The sequence below is a fragment of the Pseudomonas sp. WS 5010 genome (assembly GCF_012985565.1).
Taxonomy (GTDB): Bacteria; Pseudomonadota; Gammaproteobacteria; order Pseudomonadales; family Pseudomonadaceae; genus Aquipseudomonas.
The window spans coordinates 573,186-590,397 of sequence record NZ_JAAQWQ010000001.1 but is presented as its reverse complement, the minus strand read 5'-3'; the positions used below and the strand labels follow the sequence as shown (position 1 = coordinate 590,397).

17 protein-coding genes are annotated in these 17,212 nt (G+C 61.8%); 10 read left to right on the top strand and 7 right to left on the bottom strand.

The genetic code is table 11. From position 1 onward, the window contains the following. Window positions 1-38: 38 nt before the first annotated feature. A complete protein-coding gene (locus HBO11_RS02860) occupies window positions 39-953 on the bottom strand; it encodes a substrate-binding domain-containing protein (RefSeq protein WP_169956866.1) in 915 nt (304 codons plus the stop codon). Window positions 954-1,238: 285 nt separating this feature from the next. On the opposite strand from HBO11_RS02860, the gene HBO11_RS02855 reads away from it, so the two are divergent. Together HBO11_RS02855 and HBO11_RS02850 are read left to right on the top strand one after the other, a co-directional pair. Beyond that, window positions 1,239-1,925: a sterol desaturase family protein gene (locus HBO11_RS02855; protein WP_169956867.1), complete on the top strand. Its 687-nt coding sequence runs from the start codon at window positions 1,239-1,241 to the stop codon at window positions 1,923-1,925. Then, entirely contained in the window at window positions 1,922-3,004 is a 1,083-nt protein-coding gene (locus HBO11_RS02850) for an SMP-30/gluconolactonase/LRE family protein (protein ID WP_169956868.1), read from the top strand. The genes HBO11_RS02855 and HBO11_RS02850 overlap by 4 nt, the downstream gene beginning before the upstream one ends. Window positions 3,005-3,044: 40 nt before the next feature. On the opposite strand, the gene HBO11_RS02845 is transcribed toward HBO11_RS02850, so the two are convergent. After that, window positions 3,045-4,517 (bottom strand): hypothetical protein, encoded by a 1,473-nt coding sequence (locus HBO11_RS02845; RefSeq protein ID WP_169956869.1) that lies wholly within the window; start codon window positions 4,515-4,517, stop codon window positions 3,045-3,047. Between the two features lie 245 nt (window positions 4,518-4,762). Between HBO11_RS02845 and HBO11_RS02840 the strand changes: the two genes are divergently transcribed. Then, the gene (locus HBO11_RS02840; RefSeq protein ID WP_169956885.1) at window positions 4,763-5,413 is read left to right on the top strand and encodes a histidine phosphatase family protein; all 651 of its coding nucleotides are present in this window, start codon (window positions 4,763-4,765) and stop codon (window positions 5,411-5,413) included. Between the two features lie 3 nt (window positions 5,414-5,416). Here HBO11_RS02840 and HBO11_RS28755 read toward each other — a convergent pair whose 3' ends face one another. Both HBO11_RS28755 and HBO11_RS02830 read right to left on the bottom strand, forming a co-directional pair. After that, the gene (locus tag HBO11_RS28755) at window positions 5,417-6,832 is read right to left on the bottom strand and encodes a M10 family metallopeptidase C-terminal domain-containing protein (protein ID WP_169956870.1); all 1,416 of its coding nucleotides are present in this window, start codon (window positions 6,830-6,832) and stop codon (window positions 5,417-5,419) included. Window positions 6,833-6,993: 161 nt separating this feature from the next. Further along, on the bottom strand, window positions 6,994-7,464 hold the full coding sequence (locus HBO11_RS02830; RefSeq protein ID WP_169956871.1) for an Lrp/AsnC family transcriptional regulator: 471 nt from the start codon (window positions 7,462-7,464) through the stop codon (window positions 6,994-6,996). Window positions 7,465-7,587: 123 nt separating this feature from the next. Between HBO11_RS02830 and HBO11_RS02825 the strand changes: the two genes are divergently transcribed. Continuing rightward, the gene (locus HBO11_RS02825; RefSeq protein WP_170058776.1) at window positions 7,588-8,826 is read left to right on the top strand and encodes a methionine gamma-lyase; all 1,239 of its coding nucleotides are present in this window, start codon (window positions 7,588-7,590) and stop codon (window positions 8,824-8,826) included. A 9-nt stretch (window positions 8,827-8,835) separates the two neighbouring features. Here HBO11_RS02825 and HBO11_RS02820 read toward each other — a convergent pair whose 3' ends face one another. Together HBO11_RS02820 and hpaR are read right to left on the bottom strand one after the other, a co-directional pair. Further along, a complete protein-coding gene (locus tag HBO11_RS02820) occupies window positions 8,836-9,846 on the bottom strand; it encodes a GlxA family transcriptional regulator (protein WP_169956873.1) in 1,011 nt (336 codons plus the stop codon). Window positions 9,847-9,898: 52 nt separating this feature from the next. Further along, entirely contained in the window at window positions 9,899-10,321 is a 423-nt protein-coding gene (hpaR, locus tag HBO11_RS02815) for a homoprotocatechuate degradation operon regulator HpaR (protein ID WP_169956874.1), read from the bottom strand. A 213-nt stretch (window positions 10,322-10,534) separates the two neighbouring features. Between hpaR and HBO11_RS02810 the strand changes: the two genes are divergently transcribed. Continuing rightward, entirely contained in the window at window positions 10,535-11,791 is a 1,257-nt protein-coding gene (locus HBO11_RS02810) for an OprD family porin (protein WP_169956875.1), read from the top strand. Here HBO11_RS02810 and hpaA read toward each other — a convergent pair whose 3' ends face one another. Further along, the gene (gene hpaA, locus HBO11_RS02805) at window positions 11,792-12,685 is read right to left on the bottom strand and encodes a 4-hydroxyphenylacetate catabolism regulatory protein HpaA (RefSeq protein ID WP_169956876.1); all 894 of its coding nucleotides are present in this window, start codon (window positions 12,683-12,685) and stop codon (window positions 11,792-11,794) included. 127 nt (window positions 12,686-12,812) lie between these two features. Between hpaA and HBO11_RS02800 the strand changes: the two genes are divergently transcribed. The 5 genes from HBO11_RS02800 (at window position 12,813) to HBO11_RS02780 (ending at window position 17,212) form a co-directional block, all read left to right on the top strand. Next, a complete protein-coding gene (locus HBO11_RS02800; protein ID WP_169956878.1) occupies window positions 12,813-13,478 on the top strand; it encodes a fumarylacetoacetate hydrolase family protein in 666 nt (221 codons plus the stop codon). Further along, entirely contained in the window at window positions 13,475-14,245 is a 771-nt protein-coding gene (locus tag HBO11_RS02795; protein WP_169956879.1) for a fumarylacetoacetate hydrolase family protein, read from the top strand. The genes HBO11_RS02800 and HBO11_RS02795 overlap by 4 nt, the downstream gene beginning before the upstream one ends. A 5-nt stretch (window positions 14,246-14,250) precedes the next feature. Beyond that, window positions 14,251-15,711 (top strand): 5-carboxymethyl-2-hydroxymuconate semialdehyde dehydrogenase, encoded by a 1,461-nt coding sequence (gene hpaE, locus HBO11_RS02790; RefSeq protein WP_169956881.1) that lies wholly within the window; start codon window positions 14,251-14,253, stop codon window positions 15,709-15,711. A 147-nt stretch (window positions 15,712-15,858) separates the two neighbouring features. After that, complete coding sequence (gene hpaD, locus HBO11_RS02785; protein ID WP_169956882.1) at window positions 15,859-16,716, top strand: 3,4-dihydroxyphenylacetate 2,3-dioxygenase; 858 nt, start codon at window positions 15,859-15,861, stop codon at window positions 16,714-16,716. A 103-nt stretch (window positions 16,717-16,819) separates the two neighbouring features. Beyond that, window positions 16,820-17,212, top strand: a complete 393-nt coding sequence (locus tag HBO11_RS02780) for a 5-carboxymethyl-2-hydroxymuconate isomerase (RefSeq protein ID WP_169956111.1) — start codon at window positions 16,820-16,822, stop codon at window positions 17,210-17,212.

The window sequence follows — 17,212 nt, the reverse complement described above, 5'->3', positions numbered from 1 at the left end:
AGCCCCGCGCCCCACGATTGACGCGGGGCGTGGACGGTTTACCAACTGAAGTCCTTGGCCTTGGCCTGGTCGATCAGGGCGATATCCACCGGGATACTGGCGGGCACGTGTGAGCCCCACTTCTTGGCCAGGGCAATGCCCAGGGCCAGGCGGATCTGGTCGCGCGGGTACTGCGCCGAGGTGGCGATGAACTTGCTGCCCGGCTTGAGGATGGCCTTGATCGCTTCCGGCGCACCATCGACGCTGACCAGCTTGACGTCCATGCCGCTGGCCTCGATGGCCGACAGTGCGCCGAGGGAGCCGTTGTCATTGACGCTGAAAATCCCCTTGAGGGTGGGCTGGGCCTGGAGCATGTTTTCGGTGACGGTCAGCGCCTGGTCACGCTCTTGCTTGCCGTTCTGGATGCTGACGATCTTGATATCCGGATGCTTGGCCACGGCCTCCTTGCAGCCGCGGACCCGCTCCAGGATCGGCACCACGGCAATGCCGTCGAGGATCGCGATATTGCCTTTGTCACCGATGTTCTTGGCCAGGTATTCACAGGCCTGGAAACCGGCGTCGAAGTTCTTTGACCCGACGAAGGAATCCAGCGGGCCATCGGCCTGGGCATCCACCGCCACCACTACGACACCTGCTGCGTGGGCCGACTTGACGGCGGACTGCACGCCAACCGAATCCGTGGGGTTGATCAGCAGGATGTCTATGCCCTTTTGCAGCATGTCCTCGACGTCACTGACTTGCTTGGACACATCGTGGCGGGCATCGGTGATGATCAATTGCGCACCGATGGTCGCCGCCGCTTCTTGCAGGGCGTCTTTCATGGTGACGAAGTACGGGTTGTTGATTTCCTGGAAGGATGCGCCGATGCGCATGGGGGCAGGTTTGGTGTCGGCCAGGGCGACGGTGGAGATGCTTAAAGCCAACAAACACAGGGTTTTGCGAAGCATTTTCATGGCGTGGGTCTCTGTTTTGTTTTTATTTTTAGAGCAAATGTTATCGTTAACATTTTGCCAGAAGCTAACAAGGAAATGAGGCTGGCGCAAGCCCCTTGCGCTTTCCCTGTAGGAGCCGGCTTGCTGGCGATGGTCTTTCACGATGACGGGGCATTATTTGACGTTGTGGGTGTTCTGGCTGGCGCCATCGCCGGCAAGCCGACTCCTGCAGGGGCAAGCTCAGTTCGCAAAATCGGCAGGCCGGGCTAAGCTCACTCACCAATAAAAAATACAACAGGCTGCGCCATGACCCATCCCACCGAGGCCTTTCGCCACCGCTACCGTGCCGCGGTCCACCCGCGCTACAACCCGTGGCTGCATGCCGGTTTTGTGCTGATCTACGGTTTGTCCTGCATCCTCCTGGCCTGGGGCAGCACCCAGCACATCCAGGCCTGGGAATGGCTGACCATTCCCCTGACACTGGTGTTTTTCAATCTGTGCATCTACCTCGTCCACCGTCACCTCGGCCATCATAAACACGGCCTCGCCAAGCTGTTCTATGCGCGCCATACCGGCGACCACCACAGCTTTTTCACCCCAGGCCATATGACCTATGACAGCCCCAGGGACTGGCGGGTGATCCTGTTTCCGGCCTGGTTGATCGTCCTCCACAGCCTGGCCATCACCCTCCCCGCCTGGTGGCTGCTCAAGCAGTTCAACCCCAACGTCGCCGGGTTGTTCGCCGGGTGCATGATCCTCGGTTACCTGCTCTACGAAACCTTCCACGCCTGCGAGCACCTGCCTGCCGCGCATCCCCTGGCCCGCTTGCCGTGGATCCGGCACATGCACCAGCTGCACGCACTGCATCACCGCCGTGAGTTGATGCAAGGGCGCAACTTCAACATCGTGCTGCCGCTGATGGACTATCTGTTCGGCACGTTGCACTGGGAGCCCGCCACACCCTCCTCCAAAGACCCGCGGGAAGCACCATGAGCCAAACAATCCGTCATCTGCTGTTGCTGGTGTTGATCCTTGTCGCCGCCTTTTTGCTGCTGATGCCCACCGAGGTGCAGCCAGTCAATTGGGCTGCGCCCAAGGCGCCATCCATGCAGGATGGGCCCTACAGCGAAAACCAGCGCCTGAAGGATGTCCAGCGGGTTGGCGCCCAGGGCATCGCCGGGCCCGAGGCGTTGCTGGTGGATGCCCAGGGTTTACTGGTCACCGGCCTGCATGACGGGCGAATCATCCGCACCGCGCCAGACAGCAACACCCTGGACGTGCTGGTCAACACCGGCGGCCGCCCGCTGGGCCTGGCGCAACACCCGGACGGGCGCCTGATCATTGCCGATGGGGTCAAGGGCCTGCTGGCATTGGACGGCCAGCGCCAACTGAGCACCCTGAGCACCAGTGCCAATGGCCTGCCCTTCGGCTTTACCGATGATGTAACGGTGGATGCTGCCGGGCGCTACGCCTACTTCAGCGACGCGTCGAGCCGCTGGGGCTATGGCCAGGATGGTGAAGCGGTGATCGAGCATGGTGGCGATGGCCGGTTGTTGCGTTATGACTTCAGCAACGGCCAGACCGAGGTACTGCTGGACCACCTGCAATTTGCCAACGGCGTGGCGCTGGGGCCGGATGAAAGCTATGTGCTGGTCAATGAAACCGGGGCCTATCGCATCAGCCGCTTTTGGCTCAAGGGCGACAAGGCTGGCACCCACGATCTGTTCATCGACAACCTGCCGGGGCTGCCGGACAACCTCACCTTCAACGGCCGGGATCGGTTCTGGGTGGCGCTGTATTCGCCGCGTAACCCCCTGCTCGACGGCTTGGCCGGTTACCCCGCGATACGCAAGATGATGGTGCGGGCGCTGATGGTGGTGCCCAAGCCCATCGAGCGCAAAGCCTTTGTACTGGGGTTGGATGTGCATGGCCAGGTGGTCGCCAACCTGCAGGATGGCAGCGCGGGCAACTACTCACCCATTACCAGCGCCCGCGAACACGGCGAATGGCTGTACCTGGGCTCACTGAAGAACACCAGCATGGCCCGCTTGCCGCTGAAACTGGCCCTGTAGAAGCTGGCTTGCCGGCGGGCGCCGGCAAGCCGCTTTCTGGTTAGCGCACGATGGTCTGGCTGCAGATATGCCCCAGGCTTACGTACTGCGTGATATTGCCGCCTACACCAACACCCGGGAACTCCTTGAGCTCGATGCGCCAGCCGCCCATGTTGAACCAGGTCCGCCAGTTGTAGGTCTGGCCGGACGAGCTGTCCGGGTAGACCACATTCAGATCGCCGGAGCAGGTGCCCAGGTCGACGTTGCCGGAGGCCGCGCCGGTGATACCGGTCTTGGCCTCGTAGTCGACCCAGTGGTAGTTGATGGTGTTATCGAAGCGTTTGTCGACCCGCAGCACCGGGGTCACGCCGCGCAGCGGCTCACCGGTGCTGTCCGACCATTGGGTGCTCCAGCTCAGGCTACGGGAGGCCTGGGTGGCCAGTTGCATAATCGAACTGGGAATGCGCACCACGTTGTCGCCATTCACATTGTTCTGGTTCAGTCGTGGTGCCGAGCCAAAGGACAAGATGTATCGCGCCTGCGGGTTGAGCGCCACTGCCGGGTTGGCCCGTACCCGCACCTTGACGGTGTAGCCAGGCGTGAGGTTGGGGTACGTGGAGGTGTTGTTTGGCTGGATCACCACCCAGTTATTGCCATCGAAGCGCTCGAAAATCCACTGGTTGCGGGTGCCCGCGCCGTCATCGCCAAGGAACATGCCCACGCCCTGGCCGCGCAGCGCGGTGAAGTCGAAGTAATCGACATCGTTGACGCTGTCGAGGTTACCGGCCACCTGGTTCAGCGCGTCTGGCAAGGCGAACGCGGTTTGCGCGGTGTCGTTGGGCTCGAAGGCGTCGATGTTGCTGTCCACCGCCACGCCAAAACTGAACTGCGAATTGCTCGCGGTGTTGGCCACCATGTACCAGTAGTAATCGCCGGCAGGCATCACGCCGTTGAGGTATTCATCGGCGCTGCCGGCGTTATCAGAGGTGCCCGCCAGCGTCAGGTTACCCTGGCCGTCATCATGGAACAGGCTCAACGACATATCGGTACCGGCGCTCTGGTTCAGCAGCTGAACCTGGATGCGCGCGCTTTGCGCGAGGTTGAAGTGGTAGGCCACTTGCGCCCCGGTTTCCACACCGCTGACGGTGTACAGGGTGTTGATATCCAGGGTTGGGAACAAGGGAGTGAAAGCGGCAATCGCTGCACCTTGCAACTGCTTCTCGCCAGGTTTTTTCAGCTCATCAACCCGCGTGTCCACCGGCACGCTGCTGGCTGCGGCCTTGCTTGCCAGCGCCTTGGCCTTGCCCGCCTTGGCCGCCTTGGCCGCCTTGAGTTTTTGCGTAAGTTCGGCCGAAAGCTTCGAGGACTCAACCTTGCCCCCCACTTTGAGCGCCTGGTCCACCGCTTGCTTGACCGCCTGGGCGGACAGTTTGGCGGGGGCTTGCGAAGGGTACTGCTCGGCCAGGGCAAAGGCCGAAACGAAGCAGGAGGCCGCCATGGCCGCGCCCAGCATAAAGGCTTTTTTCGATTTCATTTTTTATCCATCCATAGTTAAAAAATTGTGGCGTCGGTGCGCGGTGAAATCCGTTCACCTGGGATGGACTGTAGGATATGACTGTATACATGTACAGTATTTTTTAAGATGAATGTGCGAAAGACCGTCACCGCCAAGGCAATTTTTTCACATCGATTTCACTGGCCGACCACGCCCCTGCCCCTACATTGCCCGGCAACACAAACAGCTGTACCTCAGGTGCCAGGGTGAAGAGCGTGGTTGAAATGAATTGCCCGGATGAACGCCGGGCGAAAACCCTCAAGCAGTCAGGGCTGCGTTTCGGTGCGCTGATCGCCCTGAGCCTTGTAGTGATGGGCGCCATGCTCTGGCCCACCACGCCGCAGAACCTGGGCGTCGACAATCGCCTGGTCACTTCCGGGGCCCTGGCAGCCTGGCGCAGTGGCAACCTGATCGTGCTGGTGCGCCATGAAGAACGCTGCGACCGCTCCAGCAACCCGTGCCTGGGCCCTGTCGATGGCTTGACCCGCCCCGGCAGTGTCTCGGCAGTGGCGGTGGGTAGCGCATTCCATACCCTGGGCATGTCCCACAGCGATGTGTTGAGCAGCCCCACCACACGTACCGTGCAAACTTCGCAGTTCATGTTCGGCGACGTCCACGTGTTACCCGACCGCTTGACCTTGTGTGGCACCGCCCTCGCGCATGACCTGCCGGCACGCAAGATTGCCGGGCGCAACCTGTTGCTGGTCACCCATAGCGAATGCATCGGCGACCTGGAGCGGGTGCTGGGCTACCCCCACGCCGACGGTGCCGAATACGGCAGCTCGCTGTTTGTCCGGGTCGGCACCAACGGCAAGCTCAAGGTACTGGGCGTCTTGAACAGCCAGGGCTGGGCCGCCGCCCTTGGCCACCTCTAGCAGTCAGCTCACAATATCGCTGCGCCGCAACTCTCCCTGCACCTGCAGCAGGAAGGGCGCCTCGGTAGGCTTTCCAGCAATCTGCAACGTGCTCATGTTCGACTGGCGGTCATAACTGACGATGGCTTCGCCGCTCGCCCCAGAAAACCTGCTGACAAACTGCAACGGTCTGCCGCCCAACTGCGCGGTGATCCCTGACACATCGACTTTGTCCTGGCCACTGACAAAGTCCTGGACCCGGTCCGGTGCCGCAGCATTGGACTCGTTGATTTTTCCATAGACGAAGGTGTCGTTGCCCTTGCCGCCCCACAGCGTGTCGGCACCTTCAGCGCCGTAGAGCACATCGTTCCCGTCACCACCGCGCAACTGGTTATTCGCTGCGTTGCCCACCAGGCAATCGTTGCCTTTGCCACCCGTGGCATGCTCGATCGTGACGCCATAAGCAATGCAAACGTTGCCTTTAAGGCCACCCACATCGGAAAACGTCCCCGCCTTGAGGCTGATTTTCTGGTCCTGCTCATAACCCGAAAAGTCCAGCGTGTCGGTCCCGCCGCCATCCCAAATAGCAGCGACCATCTTGTCGTTCTTGCGGTGGATACTCAGGAAGTCACGCTGGGTATTGGAGTTGAAACCGTAGGTGGTGTCGTCATTGCGCGTCTTGAGATTGGCGCCATATCGGGACTGGTAAGCCGTTATATCGTCCAATTGTGGCGCCGATGAACGAAAGCCGTCATGCCGCATGTAGGCGGTGCGCTCGCCCCTGTAGCTCATGCCGGTGTGGCTTTGCGAATCTTCGTGGGAGTCGAGTTGGTTGCGCGTGAAGCTGCCGTCATAGCGCCCAGGATGCTGTAACCCCATCGCATGCCCCAGTTCATGGACAATCGTGTGCCGGCCGGCATCGCCAAGGGCTGCGTTGGCAACGCTGTGCTCCTCAGGCGTGTTTACAAACCACACCTCCCCCCCACGGCCACTGCCCGGCAGCACCGCATGGGGGTTACCGCTCTGGGAACGGCCGTTGCGGTCGACCTTTTGCCCATAGTTGCCAATGCTGATATGCCCTTCGCTTTTTGCCGTCCTGGGCCCTTCGCTGAACTTCATGTTCGCCACATCTGCAATCGACTCAAGGCTGCGCCGGGTCTGCTGCCTCTGGTTCTCGAGGATATGGCTGAACCCGGTCTTGTTCTGCCAAACCTGCTTGGGGTCGGCGGGCGGGGCGCGGAACTCGTAGGAAACCAAGCGCGTGCCATCAGCGTTCGTGTCCGGCCAGCCCGAACTGGAACGCCACAGCGACTTGGCCGCATCCCCCGTGGTCTTGGACGCCAGCCCATTGTGCTGGATGCCATTGCCACGATCATCGCGATGGCGAAACTGATCAATCGTCTGGAACAGTGGACTTCCTTGCATTGCGGGGGTCGACATGGCTCTGGCTCCTGGGTCGTTTCAGATCCGAGAGGCACCGTTGCGTGCGCTCTACCGGCCGAACCTTGAAGGAGCCTGGCTGGCTGCGGTATCACGAAAAGTCTGCATTTGTTATGGGAAACAGCGACGCGCAGGCTGGTTGTTTCAAACAAAGACCGTCATCACCCCGGCAACGGAATCACCCGCAACGGCCTGACCGACTTGTAGGAAAAGCTCGAATAGATTTCCTTCACACACGGCAATGTCTGCAACACCTCCCGGGCAAATTCGCCGAAGGACTCCAGGTCCTTGGCCACCACTTCCAGCAAAAAATCATAGCGCCCGGACACGTTATGGCAGGCGACGATTTCCGGGATGTCCAGCAACCGCTGTTCAAACGCCCGGGCGATTTCCTTGGAGTGGGTGTCCATCATGATGCTGACAAACGCCGTGACCCCATAGCCCAGGGCCTTGGGCGAGAGAATCGCCTGGTAGCCGCCGATCACGCCGCTGTCTTCCAGGTTCTTGATCCGGCGCCAGCACGGCGAGGTGGTCAGGGAAACGCGCTCGGCCAGTTCGGCAACGGTCAGGCGCGCGTTGCCTTGCAGGGCGTTTAACAGGGCTTTGTCGGTACGGTCCAGGCTGCTGGGCATGTCTTGCCTCAAATTGTTATTTTTATGGGACTTCATCCTTCGCCAGCGGTTTTTCTCGGCAAAGTAGGCAACGTTCGGCCTCGGTTATGAGCATAGCATTGTAGGAAATAAGGAGCGTCCGACATGCACAATAAACACAATACATTCGGCTTTTCTACCCGCGCCATTCACTACGGCTACGATGCGCAAGACCATCACGGGGCCCTGGTGCCGCCGATCTACCTGTCGGCGACCTTTGCCTTCCCGACCGCCGAATACGGCGCGGGGTGTTTTGCCGGTGAAGAAAGCGGGCACTTCTACACGCGCATTTCCAACCCGACCCTGGCGCTGCTGGAGTCACGCATGGCCACCCTGGAGGGCGGCGAGGCAGCAGTGGCATTCAGTTCCGGCATGGGCGCGATTGCCGCGACCTTCTGGACCCTGCTGCGCCCCGGCGATGAGGTGATCGTCAGCCAGACCTTGTACGGCTGCACTTTCTCCCTGCTGCACCATGGCATCGGCCAGTTCGGCGTCAAGGTGCGCCATGTCGACCTGTCGGACCTCGACGCCCTGCGCGCCGCACTCTCCCCCGCGACCCGCATGATCTACTGCGAAACCCCGGCCAACCCCAACCTGCAATTGATCGACATTGCCGCCGTGGCCAAGATCGCTCACCAGCAACCCAACATTACTGTGGTCATCGATAACACCTACTGCACCCCGTACCTGCAACGCCCGCTGGAAATGGGCGCCGATGTGGTGGTGCATTCGGCCACCAAGTACCTCAGCGGGCATGGCGATATCACCGCCGGGATCGCCGTCAGCCGCCATGACCTGGCACAACGCATCCGCCTGCAAGGCTTGAAGGACCTGACCGGTGCCGTCCTGTCGCCCCAGGACGCCTTTTTATTGATGCGCGGCCTCAAGACCCTGGCCCTGCGCATGGATCGCCATTGCAGCAATGCCCAGGCCGTGGCCGAAGCCTTGCAGGCGCACCCGGCGGTCGCGTCGGTAACCTACCCCGGCCTGCGCTCCTTCCCACAATACGAGTTGGCGGCGCGGCAGATGAAACTCTCGGGTGGCATGATTGCCTTTGAACTCAAGGGCGGCATCGCCACCGGCAAGCGCTTCATGAACGCGCTCAAGCTGTTCAGCCGCGCGGTCAGCCTGGGCGACGCCGAATCCCTGGCCCAGCACCCGGCGAGCATGACCCATTCCACCTACACCCCAGAGGAACGTGCCCATCACGGGATTGCCGAAGGGCTGGTGCGTTTGTCGGTAGGGCTGGAGGATATTGCAGACCTGCTGGCCGATATCCAGCAGGCGCTGGCGCATTGCGTCAAGCGTGCGCCGGCGAGCAAACCGGCGACCCATTCTGTGTAGGAATGGGGGTCACTTCACCAGCCGGGTTTCCTTCGAAGGCCGGTAGCCGAAGTAGGCGCTGTAGCATTTGCTGAAGTGGCTGGGCGACACGAACCCGCAGGCCACCAGCACATCGACCTGGGACAGTTCGGTGTGCTGCAGCAGGCGCCGGGCCTCGGTGATGCGCAACTCCATGTAATAGCGCTGCGGTGTGGTGCCCAACTGCTCGCGAAACAGGCGCTCCAGCTGGCGCCGCGAACGCCCGGCATACACCGCCAGTTGCTCCAGGGCCAGGGGTTCTTCGAGGTTGGCATCCATCAGGCGCACCACCTCGCGCAGCGGCGCACTGACGCAGATATTTTCAGCGGGCTTGATCCGCCGGTAACGCGACTCCTCGAACGCCAGGATATCTTCGATACCTTCCACCAGCGCCTTGTCGTGCAGGCTCTTGATCCAGTCCAGGGCCATATGGAACGCACCGGATGGGCTGGATGCGCTGAGACGGTCACGATCGATCACATAGGGCTCGCTGCTGACTTCGGTGGCCTTGGCGATTTCCGTCAGGGCCGGGCGATGCTCCGGATGAATGGCACAGCGATAGCCATCCAGCACCCCGGCCTTGCCCAGGAACCACGCCCCGTTCCATAGCCCGGCGAGGATCACGCCCTGCTGCGCGGCGGCCTTGAGCAGTTCGATAAAGCTTTCACCGGCCTTGAGCTGGGTCCGATAGCCACCGCAGATCACCAGCAGGTCGAGCTCAGCCAGCGCGCTGTGCTCAAGGCGCGCGTCCGGGCGAATCACCAGGCCCAGGTCGCTGATCACCTCCTGCTCGTCCAGGCCGAAGGTGCGCGAGGTGAACAGCCCAGGACGCAGCAGGTTGGCGGTGATCAGAGTGTCCAGCGCCTGGGTGAAGGCCGGCAGGGAAAAATGTTCCAACAGCACAAACCCCGCGCGAACCAGGCGTGGGGCCTGGCCCGGGGCTTCGTTCAGGTAGCGCAGGTTCTTGCCTTTCATCCCGCCGCTAAATTGCCGTCTTTCCATGAGTGTTCAACCTGTCTGCGGCGCTGTATGAGGCGCCATCGCCGGCAACAGCTTAGGGCTTGATGTTTTTCAACTGGTTGAGCAATTCGAGCAGTTGCTGCAATTGCTCTTCGCCGAACTGTTCCTGGATCTTCTGGTAGTTGCTTTCCATCCCCGCGCTCATCTCGACGAAGCACTGTTGCCCCTGCTCGGTGAGGTTCACGAACACGCGGCGCTGGTCTTCGCTGGACTTGCGCCGGCGCACGATGCCGTCGCGTTCCAGGCGCGTCAGCACGCCCGTCATGCTCGGCTTGAGGATGCAGGCCAGGTGCGCCAGTTGATGGCTCTCCAGTTCGCCTTGCTGGCGCAGGATCCGAATCACCCGCCACTGCTGTTCGGTCAATTGATGTTCATTGAGCAACGGGCGGAAAAACGCCATGGCGGCTTCACGGGCCTGCAGCAGGGTCAGCGTCAGGGAAGGTCTGGGAGTGGACATGGCTCACGCGCATAAGAGATCGAAGCGTCGAAGCTTAGGGTCGGCTCCACGGGCATGCAAGCCGGCCGCCGCACAAACTCGTTAATCTCGATACGAATTATTTTATGACGGCGCAAATTGTCTACCCAGAATAAATATAACATGTTAACAATATGCCACTCCCTTCAGTGATCCGAAGGGCGATACCTACAAAAACAACAAAAGGATTCTGTCATGCATTTGCGCCTCCTTCCCCTGGCGGCCAGCGCCGGCCTGTGCGCTACGTTCAGCCCCCTGAGCGCCTACGCCGAGTTTATCCAGGACAGCAAGGCCAGCCTCGACCTGCGCAATTTCTATATGAACCGCGACTTTCGCCAGACAAACGCGCCGCAGAACAAGGCCGATGAGTGGGCCCAGGGCTTTGTGCTGCGCCTGGAGTCGGGCTACACCGAAGGCCGGGTGGGCTTTGGCGTGGATGCCCTGGGTGAACTGGGGGTCAAGCTCGATTCCAGCCGTGATCGTCGTGGCACCGGCCTGCTGCCGTATGGCGCCAGCCAACAGCCCGTCGACAACTACAGTGAACTGGGCCTGACGGCCAAGGTGCGAGTGTCGAAAACCGTGCTCAAGGCCGGCACCCTGCAGCCGCAGCTGCCGGTGGCCGCCTATAACGACACCCGGCTCCTGCCCTCGACCTATACCGGCGAGCTGCTCACCTCCCAGGACATCGCCGGCCTGACCCTGAACCTGGGCCGCCTGGAAAAACAAAACCTGCGCGATTCTTCCAGCAACGACCAGATGAGCTACGCCGGCGTCGACAGCAGCCACCTGGACCTGGCCGGCGGCACCTATGCAATCACCCCGCAGTTGGCGACGACTTACTACTACGCACAGATGCAGGACATCTACCGCCAGCACTTCATCGGCCTGGTGCACGACCTGCCGCTGAGCAACGGCATGAGCCTGCGCAGCGACCTGCGTTACTTCGATACCCGCGAGCAAGGCAGCCATGATTTGCGTGGCGCATCGCGAGTGGACGGCGGGCGCATCGACAACCGGTTCTTCAACGGCATGCTGAGCCTGTCGACGGGGGCCCACAAGTTTGGCCTGGGCTATCAGAACCTCTCGGGCGACGGCGATTTCGCCTACCCCGGCATGGACCCCTATTCGGTCAACCTGGTAACCATCAACGTCTTCACCAAGGCCCAGACCGATGCCTGGCAGGCGCGTTACGACTACAACTTCGCCGCCCTCGGCCTGCCGGGGCTGACCTTCATGACCCGCTATGTGGATGGCAGCCACGTGCAGACCGCCAGCGTGCGTAATGGCCGCGAATGGGAGCGCGATACCGACCTGACCTACACCGTGCAGAGCGGGCCACTGAAAAACGTCAACGTCAGGCTGCGTAACGCGACCCTGCGTTCGAGCAACGGCCTGACCAGCGATATCGACGAAAGCCGCATCATCGTCGGCTACAGCCTGGCGCTGTGGTGATCAACGCAGGCCTGCCTGGCGCAGGCGGTACTCCCCCGGTGTCATGTGCGCATAGCGCTGGAAGAACCGGCTGAAATAAGCCGGGTCCTTGAACCCCAGCTGATAGCAGATTTCATTGGCTGAACCGCCGGTAAACAGCAGCAGGCGCTTGGCTTCCTGCATCAGCCGTTCAAGCACCAGGCGCTTGGACGGCAGGTCGGCAATGCGCCGGCATACGTCGTTGAGCCGCGCCTCGGTCACGCCGATTTGTTCGGCGTACGCCGACAGCGGCCAATGCCGCAAATAGTGGTCTTCGATCAGCTCATTGAAGCGGTGGAAGATGCGCAGGTCTTCATGGCGCGCCGGGCGTGCTTGCAGGGAGTTGGCGCACAGGCGCAGCAGGCTGATCATGATCAACCGCGTCAGGCTTTCCAGGGCCGCCGCCCGCCCCGCGCCGGTGCTGTTGATCTCGCCGCTCAACTCGTCGAACAGCCAGTCCAGCCGCTTGATCTCGGGCTCGAACTCAGGTGCCAGGCGGGCCAACGCCACGCAGGCGGGTGGGATCTGTGGGCCGGGCGCCAGGCTCGGGTCGGCATCGACCAGCGCCCGCACCCACTGCTGGCGCACGGTCAGTACGTGGCCATCGGCGTCGGCTTCAGTGACAAAGGCATGGGCCACCGTGGGCGGCGTGAGGAAAAACATCGGCCCCGATTCCAGGTACTGCTGATCGTCGAGGTAGACCCGCACGGCGCCGCTCTTGACGTAATGCACCTGGAAGAACCGGTCATGCCGATGCACGGGCATGTTGCGCCCGAAAAAACCCGCCAGGTTGCCGAGCCGATCGTAATGCACGTCGGCATCGCTGTAGCGCTGGTCGTAGACCTGGCCGATGTTGATGTTGGGGATCGGTTTCACAGGCTTCTCTTTATTGTTTTTTGCACCCGATGATTTTGCCACGCTTGACGATAGTTAACATATTAATTATAACGTTAACACATTAACGAACTGCCTTTAGAGCAGTCGCCATCGCCAGGAGAAATCCATGAGCCGTACCCTGCATGATGTTGCCAGCGGCACCCTGTTCGGCGTCGCGCTGAACTACCAGGGCTTGCTGAACCAGCGTCTCGCCGAATTCGAGCAGCCGCCGTACCAGAAGCCCCCGGTCAAGCCGGTGCTGTTTATCAAGACCCCCAACACCCGCAACAGCCATGACGGCATCGTGCACCAGCCCCACGGCGAGCGCCTGCAACCGGGCCCGGCCCTGGGCGTGGTGATCGGCAAAAGCGCCAGCCGCGTCAGCGTGGAAAATGCCCTGGAGCATGTGGCGGGCTATGTCATCGTCAATGAGTTCAGCCTGCCGGAAGACAGCTACTACCGCCCCGCCGTCAAAGCCAAGTGCCGCGACGGGTTCTGCGCCCTGGGCCCTGAACTGGTGGCCCGCGAACAGATCGCCAACCCCCATCAGTTGAGCCTCAAGCTGTTGGTCAACGGCGAGTTGCGCCAGCAGAACACCACGGCCAATTTTGTCCGCGACATTCCCCGGCTGATCGCCGAGATCAGCGAATTCATGACCCTGCATGCAGGCGATGTGCTGATCACCGGCACGCCCGAAGGCCGGGTGGATGTGCAGCCCGGCGACACCGTCGAAGTCCAGATCAGCGGCCTGGGCCGCCTGGTCAACCACATCCAGGCCGAGGAACAGCCATGAAGCACGCGCGTATCCGTTTTGAAGGCCAGGTCCATCAGGTCCACGTCGAAGATTTCAATGCTGTGCGCCTGGCCGATGGTCGGTTGCTGGCCGAAGACCAGGTGCAGTGGCTGCCACCGGCCACCGGCAATATGTTCGCCCTGGGCCTGAACTACGCCGACCATGCCGCCGAACTTGCCTTCGCCCCGCCGACCGAGCCGCTGGCATTCATCAAGTCGCCGGGCACCTACACCGGACACAACCAGATCACCTGGCGCCCGGACAACATCGCCTACATGCACTACGAGTGCGAGTTGGTGGCGGTGATCGGCAAGCCGGCGCGCAACGTCAAGCGCGAGGACGCCCTGGAGTACCTGGCCGGCTACACCGTGTGCAACGACTACGCGATCCGCGACTACCTGGAAAACTACTACCGCCCCAACCTGCGGGTGAAAAACCGCGACGCCACGACCCCGGTCGGCCCGTGGATGGTCGACGTGGCCGATGTGCCGGACCCAGGCAACCTGACCCTGCGCACCTGGATCAACGGTGAGTTGCGCCAGGAAGGCAGCACCCGCGACATGATTTTCGATATCCCCTACCTGATCGAATACCTGTCCAGCTTCATGACCCTGCAACCCGGCGACATGATCGCCACCGGCACCCCCGAAGGCCTGGCCGACGTGGTGCCAGGGGATGAAGTGGTGGTGGAAGTGCAAGGCGTCGGCCGCCTGGTCAACCGAATTGTCAGCGAGGCGGACTTTTTCGCCGCCCGGAAAGAGGCTTGAACCCCATGATCAAACACTGGATCAACGGCCGTGAGGTCGAAAGCAAAGACACCTTCATCAACTACAACCCCGCCACCGGCGAGGCGATTGGCGAAGTGGCCAGCGGTGGCGCCGAAGAAGTCGCCCAGGCCGTGGCTGCGGCCAAGGAAGCCTTCCCCAAGTGGGCCAACACCCCGGCCAAGGAGCGCGCGCGCCTGATGCGCAAGCTCGGTGAGCTGATCGAGCAGAACGTGCCACACCTGGCCGAACTGGAAACCCTGGACACCGGCCTGCCGATCCACCAGACCAAGAACGTGCTGATCCCACGGGCTTCGCACAACTTCGATTTCTTCGCCGAAGTCTGCACGCGCATGGACGGCCACAGCTACCCGGTGGACGACCAGATGCTCAACTACACCCTGTACCAACCGGTAGGTGTGTGTGCGTTGGTGTCGCCGTGGAACGTGCCGTTCATGACCGCCACCTGGAAGACCGCACCGTGCCTGGCCCTGGGCAACACGGCGGTACTGAAGATGTCCGAGCTGTCGCCTTTGACTGCCAACGAACTGGGGCGCCTGGCCCTGGAAGCGGGGATTCCCAAGGGCGTGCTCAACGTGATCCAGGGCTACGGCGCCACCGCCGGCGATGCCCTGGTGCGTCACCCGGATGTGCGGGCGATTTCCTTTACCGGCGGCACCGCCACCGGCAAGAAAATCATGCAGACCGCCGGCCTGAAAAAGTACTCCATGGAGCTGGGCGGCAAGTCACCGGTGCTGATTTTTGAAGACGCCGACCTCGAACGGGCCCTGGATGCCGCGCTGTTCACCATCTTCTCGCTGAACGGCGAGCGCTGCACCGCCGGCAGCCGGGTGTTCATCCAGCAGAGCGTGTACCCGCAGTTCGTCGCCGAGTTCGCCGCCCGCGCCAAACGCCTGATTGTCGGTGACCCGCAAGACCCGAACACCCAGGTGGGCTCGATGATCACACAAGCCCACTATGACAAAGTCACCGGTTACATCAAGATTGGCCTCGAAGAAGGCGCCAACCTGGTGGCAGGCGGCCTGGAGCGGCCGGCGAACCTGCCGGCGCACTTGGCACGCGGGCAGTTTATCCAGCCGACCGTGTTCGCCGACGTCAACAACAACATGCGCATCGCCCAGGAAGAAATTTTCGGCCCGGTGGTGTGCCTGATTCCCTTCAAGGACGAAGCCGAGGCCCTGCAACTGGCCAACGATACCGAATATGGCCTGGCGTCCTATATCTGGACCCAGGACATCGGCAAGGCTCATCGCCTGGCCCGTGGCATCGAGGCCGGCATGGTGTTTATCAACAGCCAGAACGTGCGCGACCTGCGTCAGCCGTTCGGCGGGGTAAAGGGCTCGGGGACCGGTCGCGAAGGCGGCCAGTACAGCTTCGAAGTGTTCGCAGAAATCAAGAACGTGTGCATCTCCATGGGCAGCCATCACATCCCGCGCTGGGGCGTGTAACTGTGGGAGCGGGCTTGCCCGCGATGCTCGTCAACGATAACGCTGACTTTCAGGGTTAACGCGCTGACCTTGGGTTTTTCGCGAGCAAGCTCGCTCCTACACAGTCCGTAGCGCACCAACAAGAATAATGAAATCAGGAGAATGATCATGGGTGAAGTAGTCCTGGCGGCGAAAATCTGCCACGTGCCTTCCATGTACCTGTCGGAACTGCCGGGCAAGCACCACGGTTGCCGCGCAGCAGCGATTGCCGGGCACAAGGAAATCGGGCGCCGCGCCCGTGAACTGGGGGCCGACACCGCCGTGGTATTCGACGTGCACTGGCTGGTCAACAGCGGTTACCACGTCAACAGTGGCGAGCGATTCCAGGGCACCTACACCAGCAACGAACTGCCGCACTTCATCAAGAACATGGAGTACGCCTACCCCGGCTGCCCGCAGCTGGGCGAGCTGATTGCCGCCGAAGCCAACCTGGCCGGGGTGCGCACCATGGCCCACAACATCCCGAGCCTGGAGCTGGAATACGGCACCCTGGTGCCCATGCGCTATATGCACATGGACGTGCCCCAGGAGCAGAAATTCAAGGTGATCTCCATCGCCGCCTGGTGCGCCTGGCATCGCCTGGAAGACAGCTTCGCCTTCGGTGCCGCCGTGCGCCGGGCCATCGAGAAGAGTGATCGCAAGGTGCTGGTGCTGGCCTCCGGCTCCCTGTCGCACCGCTTCTCCGACGACCGCGAAGCCGAAGCCAACATCCACAACTGGACCCGCGAGTTCGACAAGCAAGTGGACATGCACGTGGTGCAGATGTGGCGCGAAGGCCGCTTCAAGGAGTTCTGCGCGATGCTCCCGGACTACGCCGAACACTGCTTTGGCGAGGGCAAGATGCACGACACCGCGATGCTCCTGGGCTTGCTCGGCGGGCCTGAGTACAACCGCCCGGCAGAGATCATCACCGAGCCGTTCGGCAGCTCCGGCACTGGCCAGATCAACGCCATTTTCCCGATTTAACACGGTAGGAGCCGGCTTGCCGGCGATCGCGGTGTGCCTGGCACCCACGCGCCTGCAGTCCGGCCGCCATCGCCGGCAAGCCGGCTCCTACAAGGAGAGCAAAATGCCGCATTTCATCGCCGAATACACCGACAACCTCGAACACCAGGCCGACCTGCCGGGGCTGTTTGCAAAGGTCCACCAGGTGCTGGGAGACAGCGGCGTGTTCCCCCTGGGCGGCATCCGCAGCCGCGCGGTGCGCCTGGACACCTGGCGCATGGCCGATGGCAAGCACGACTACGCCTTCGTCCACATGACCCTCAAGGTCGGCCACGGTCGCGACCTGCCTACCCGTCAGGCGGTGGCTGAAGCCCTGTTCAGGGTGATCACCGAGCACTTCGCCGCCCTGCAGGCACAACGGCTGCTGGCCCTGTCCTTCGAGATGGTCGAGTTGCACCCGCAGTTGAATTTCAAACAGAACAACGTCCACGCGTTTTTAAGCAACCAGGCGGGTTGA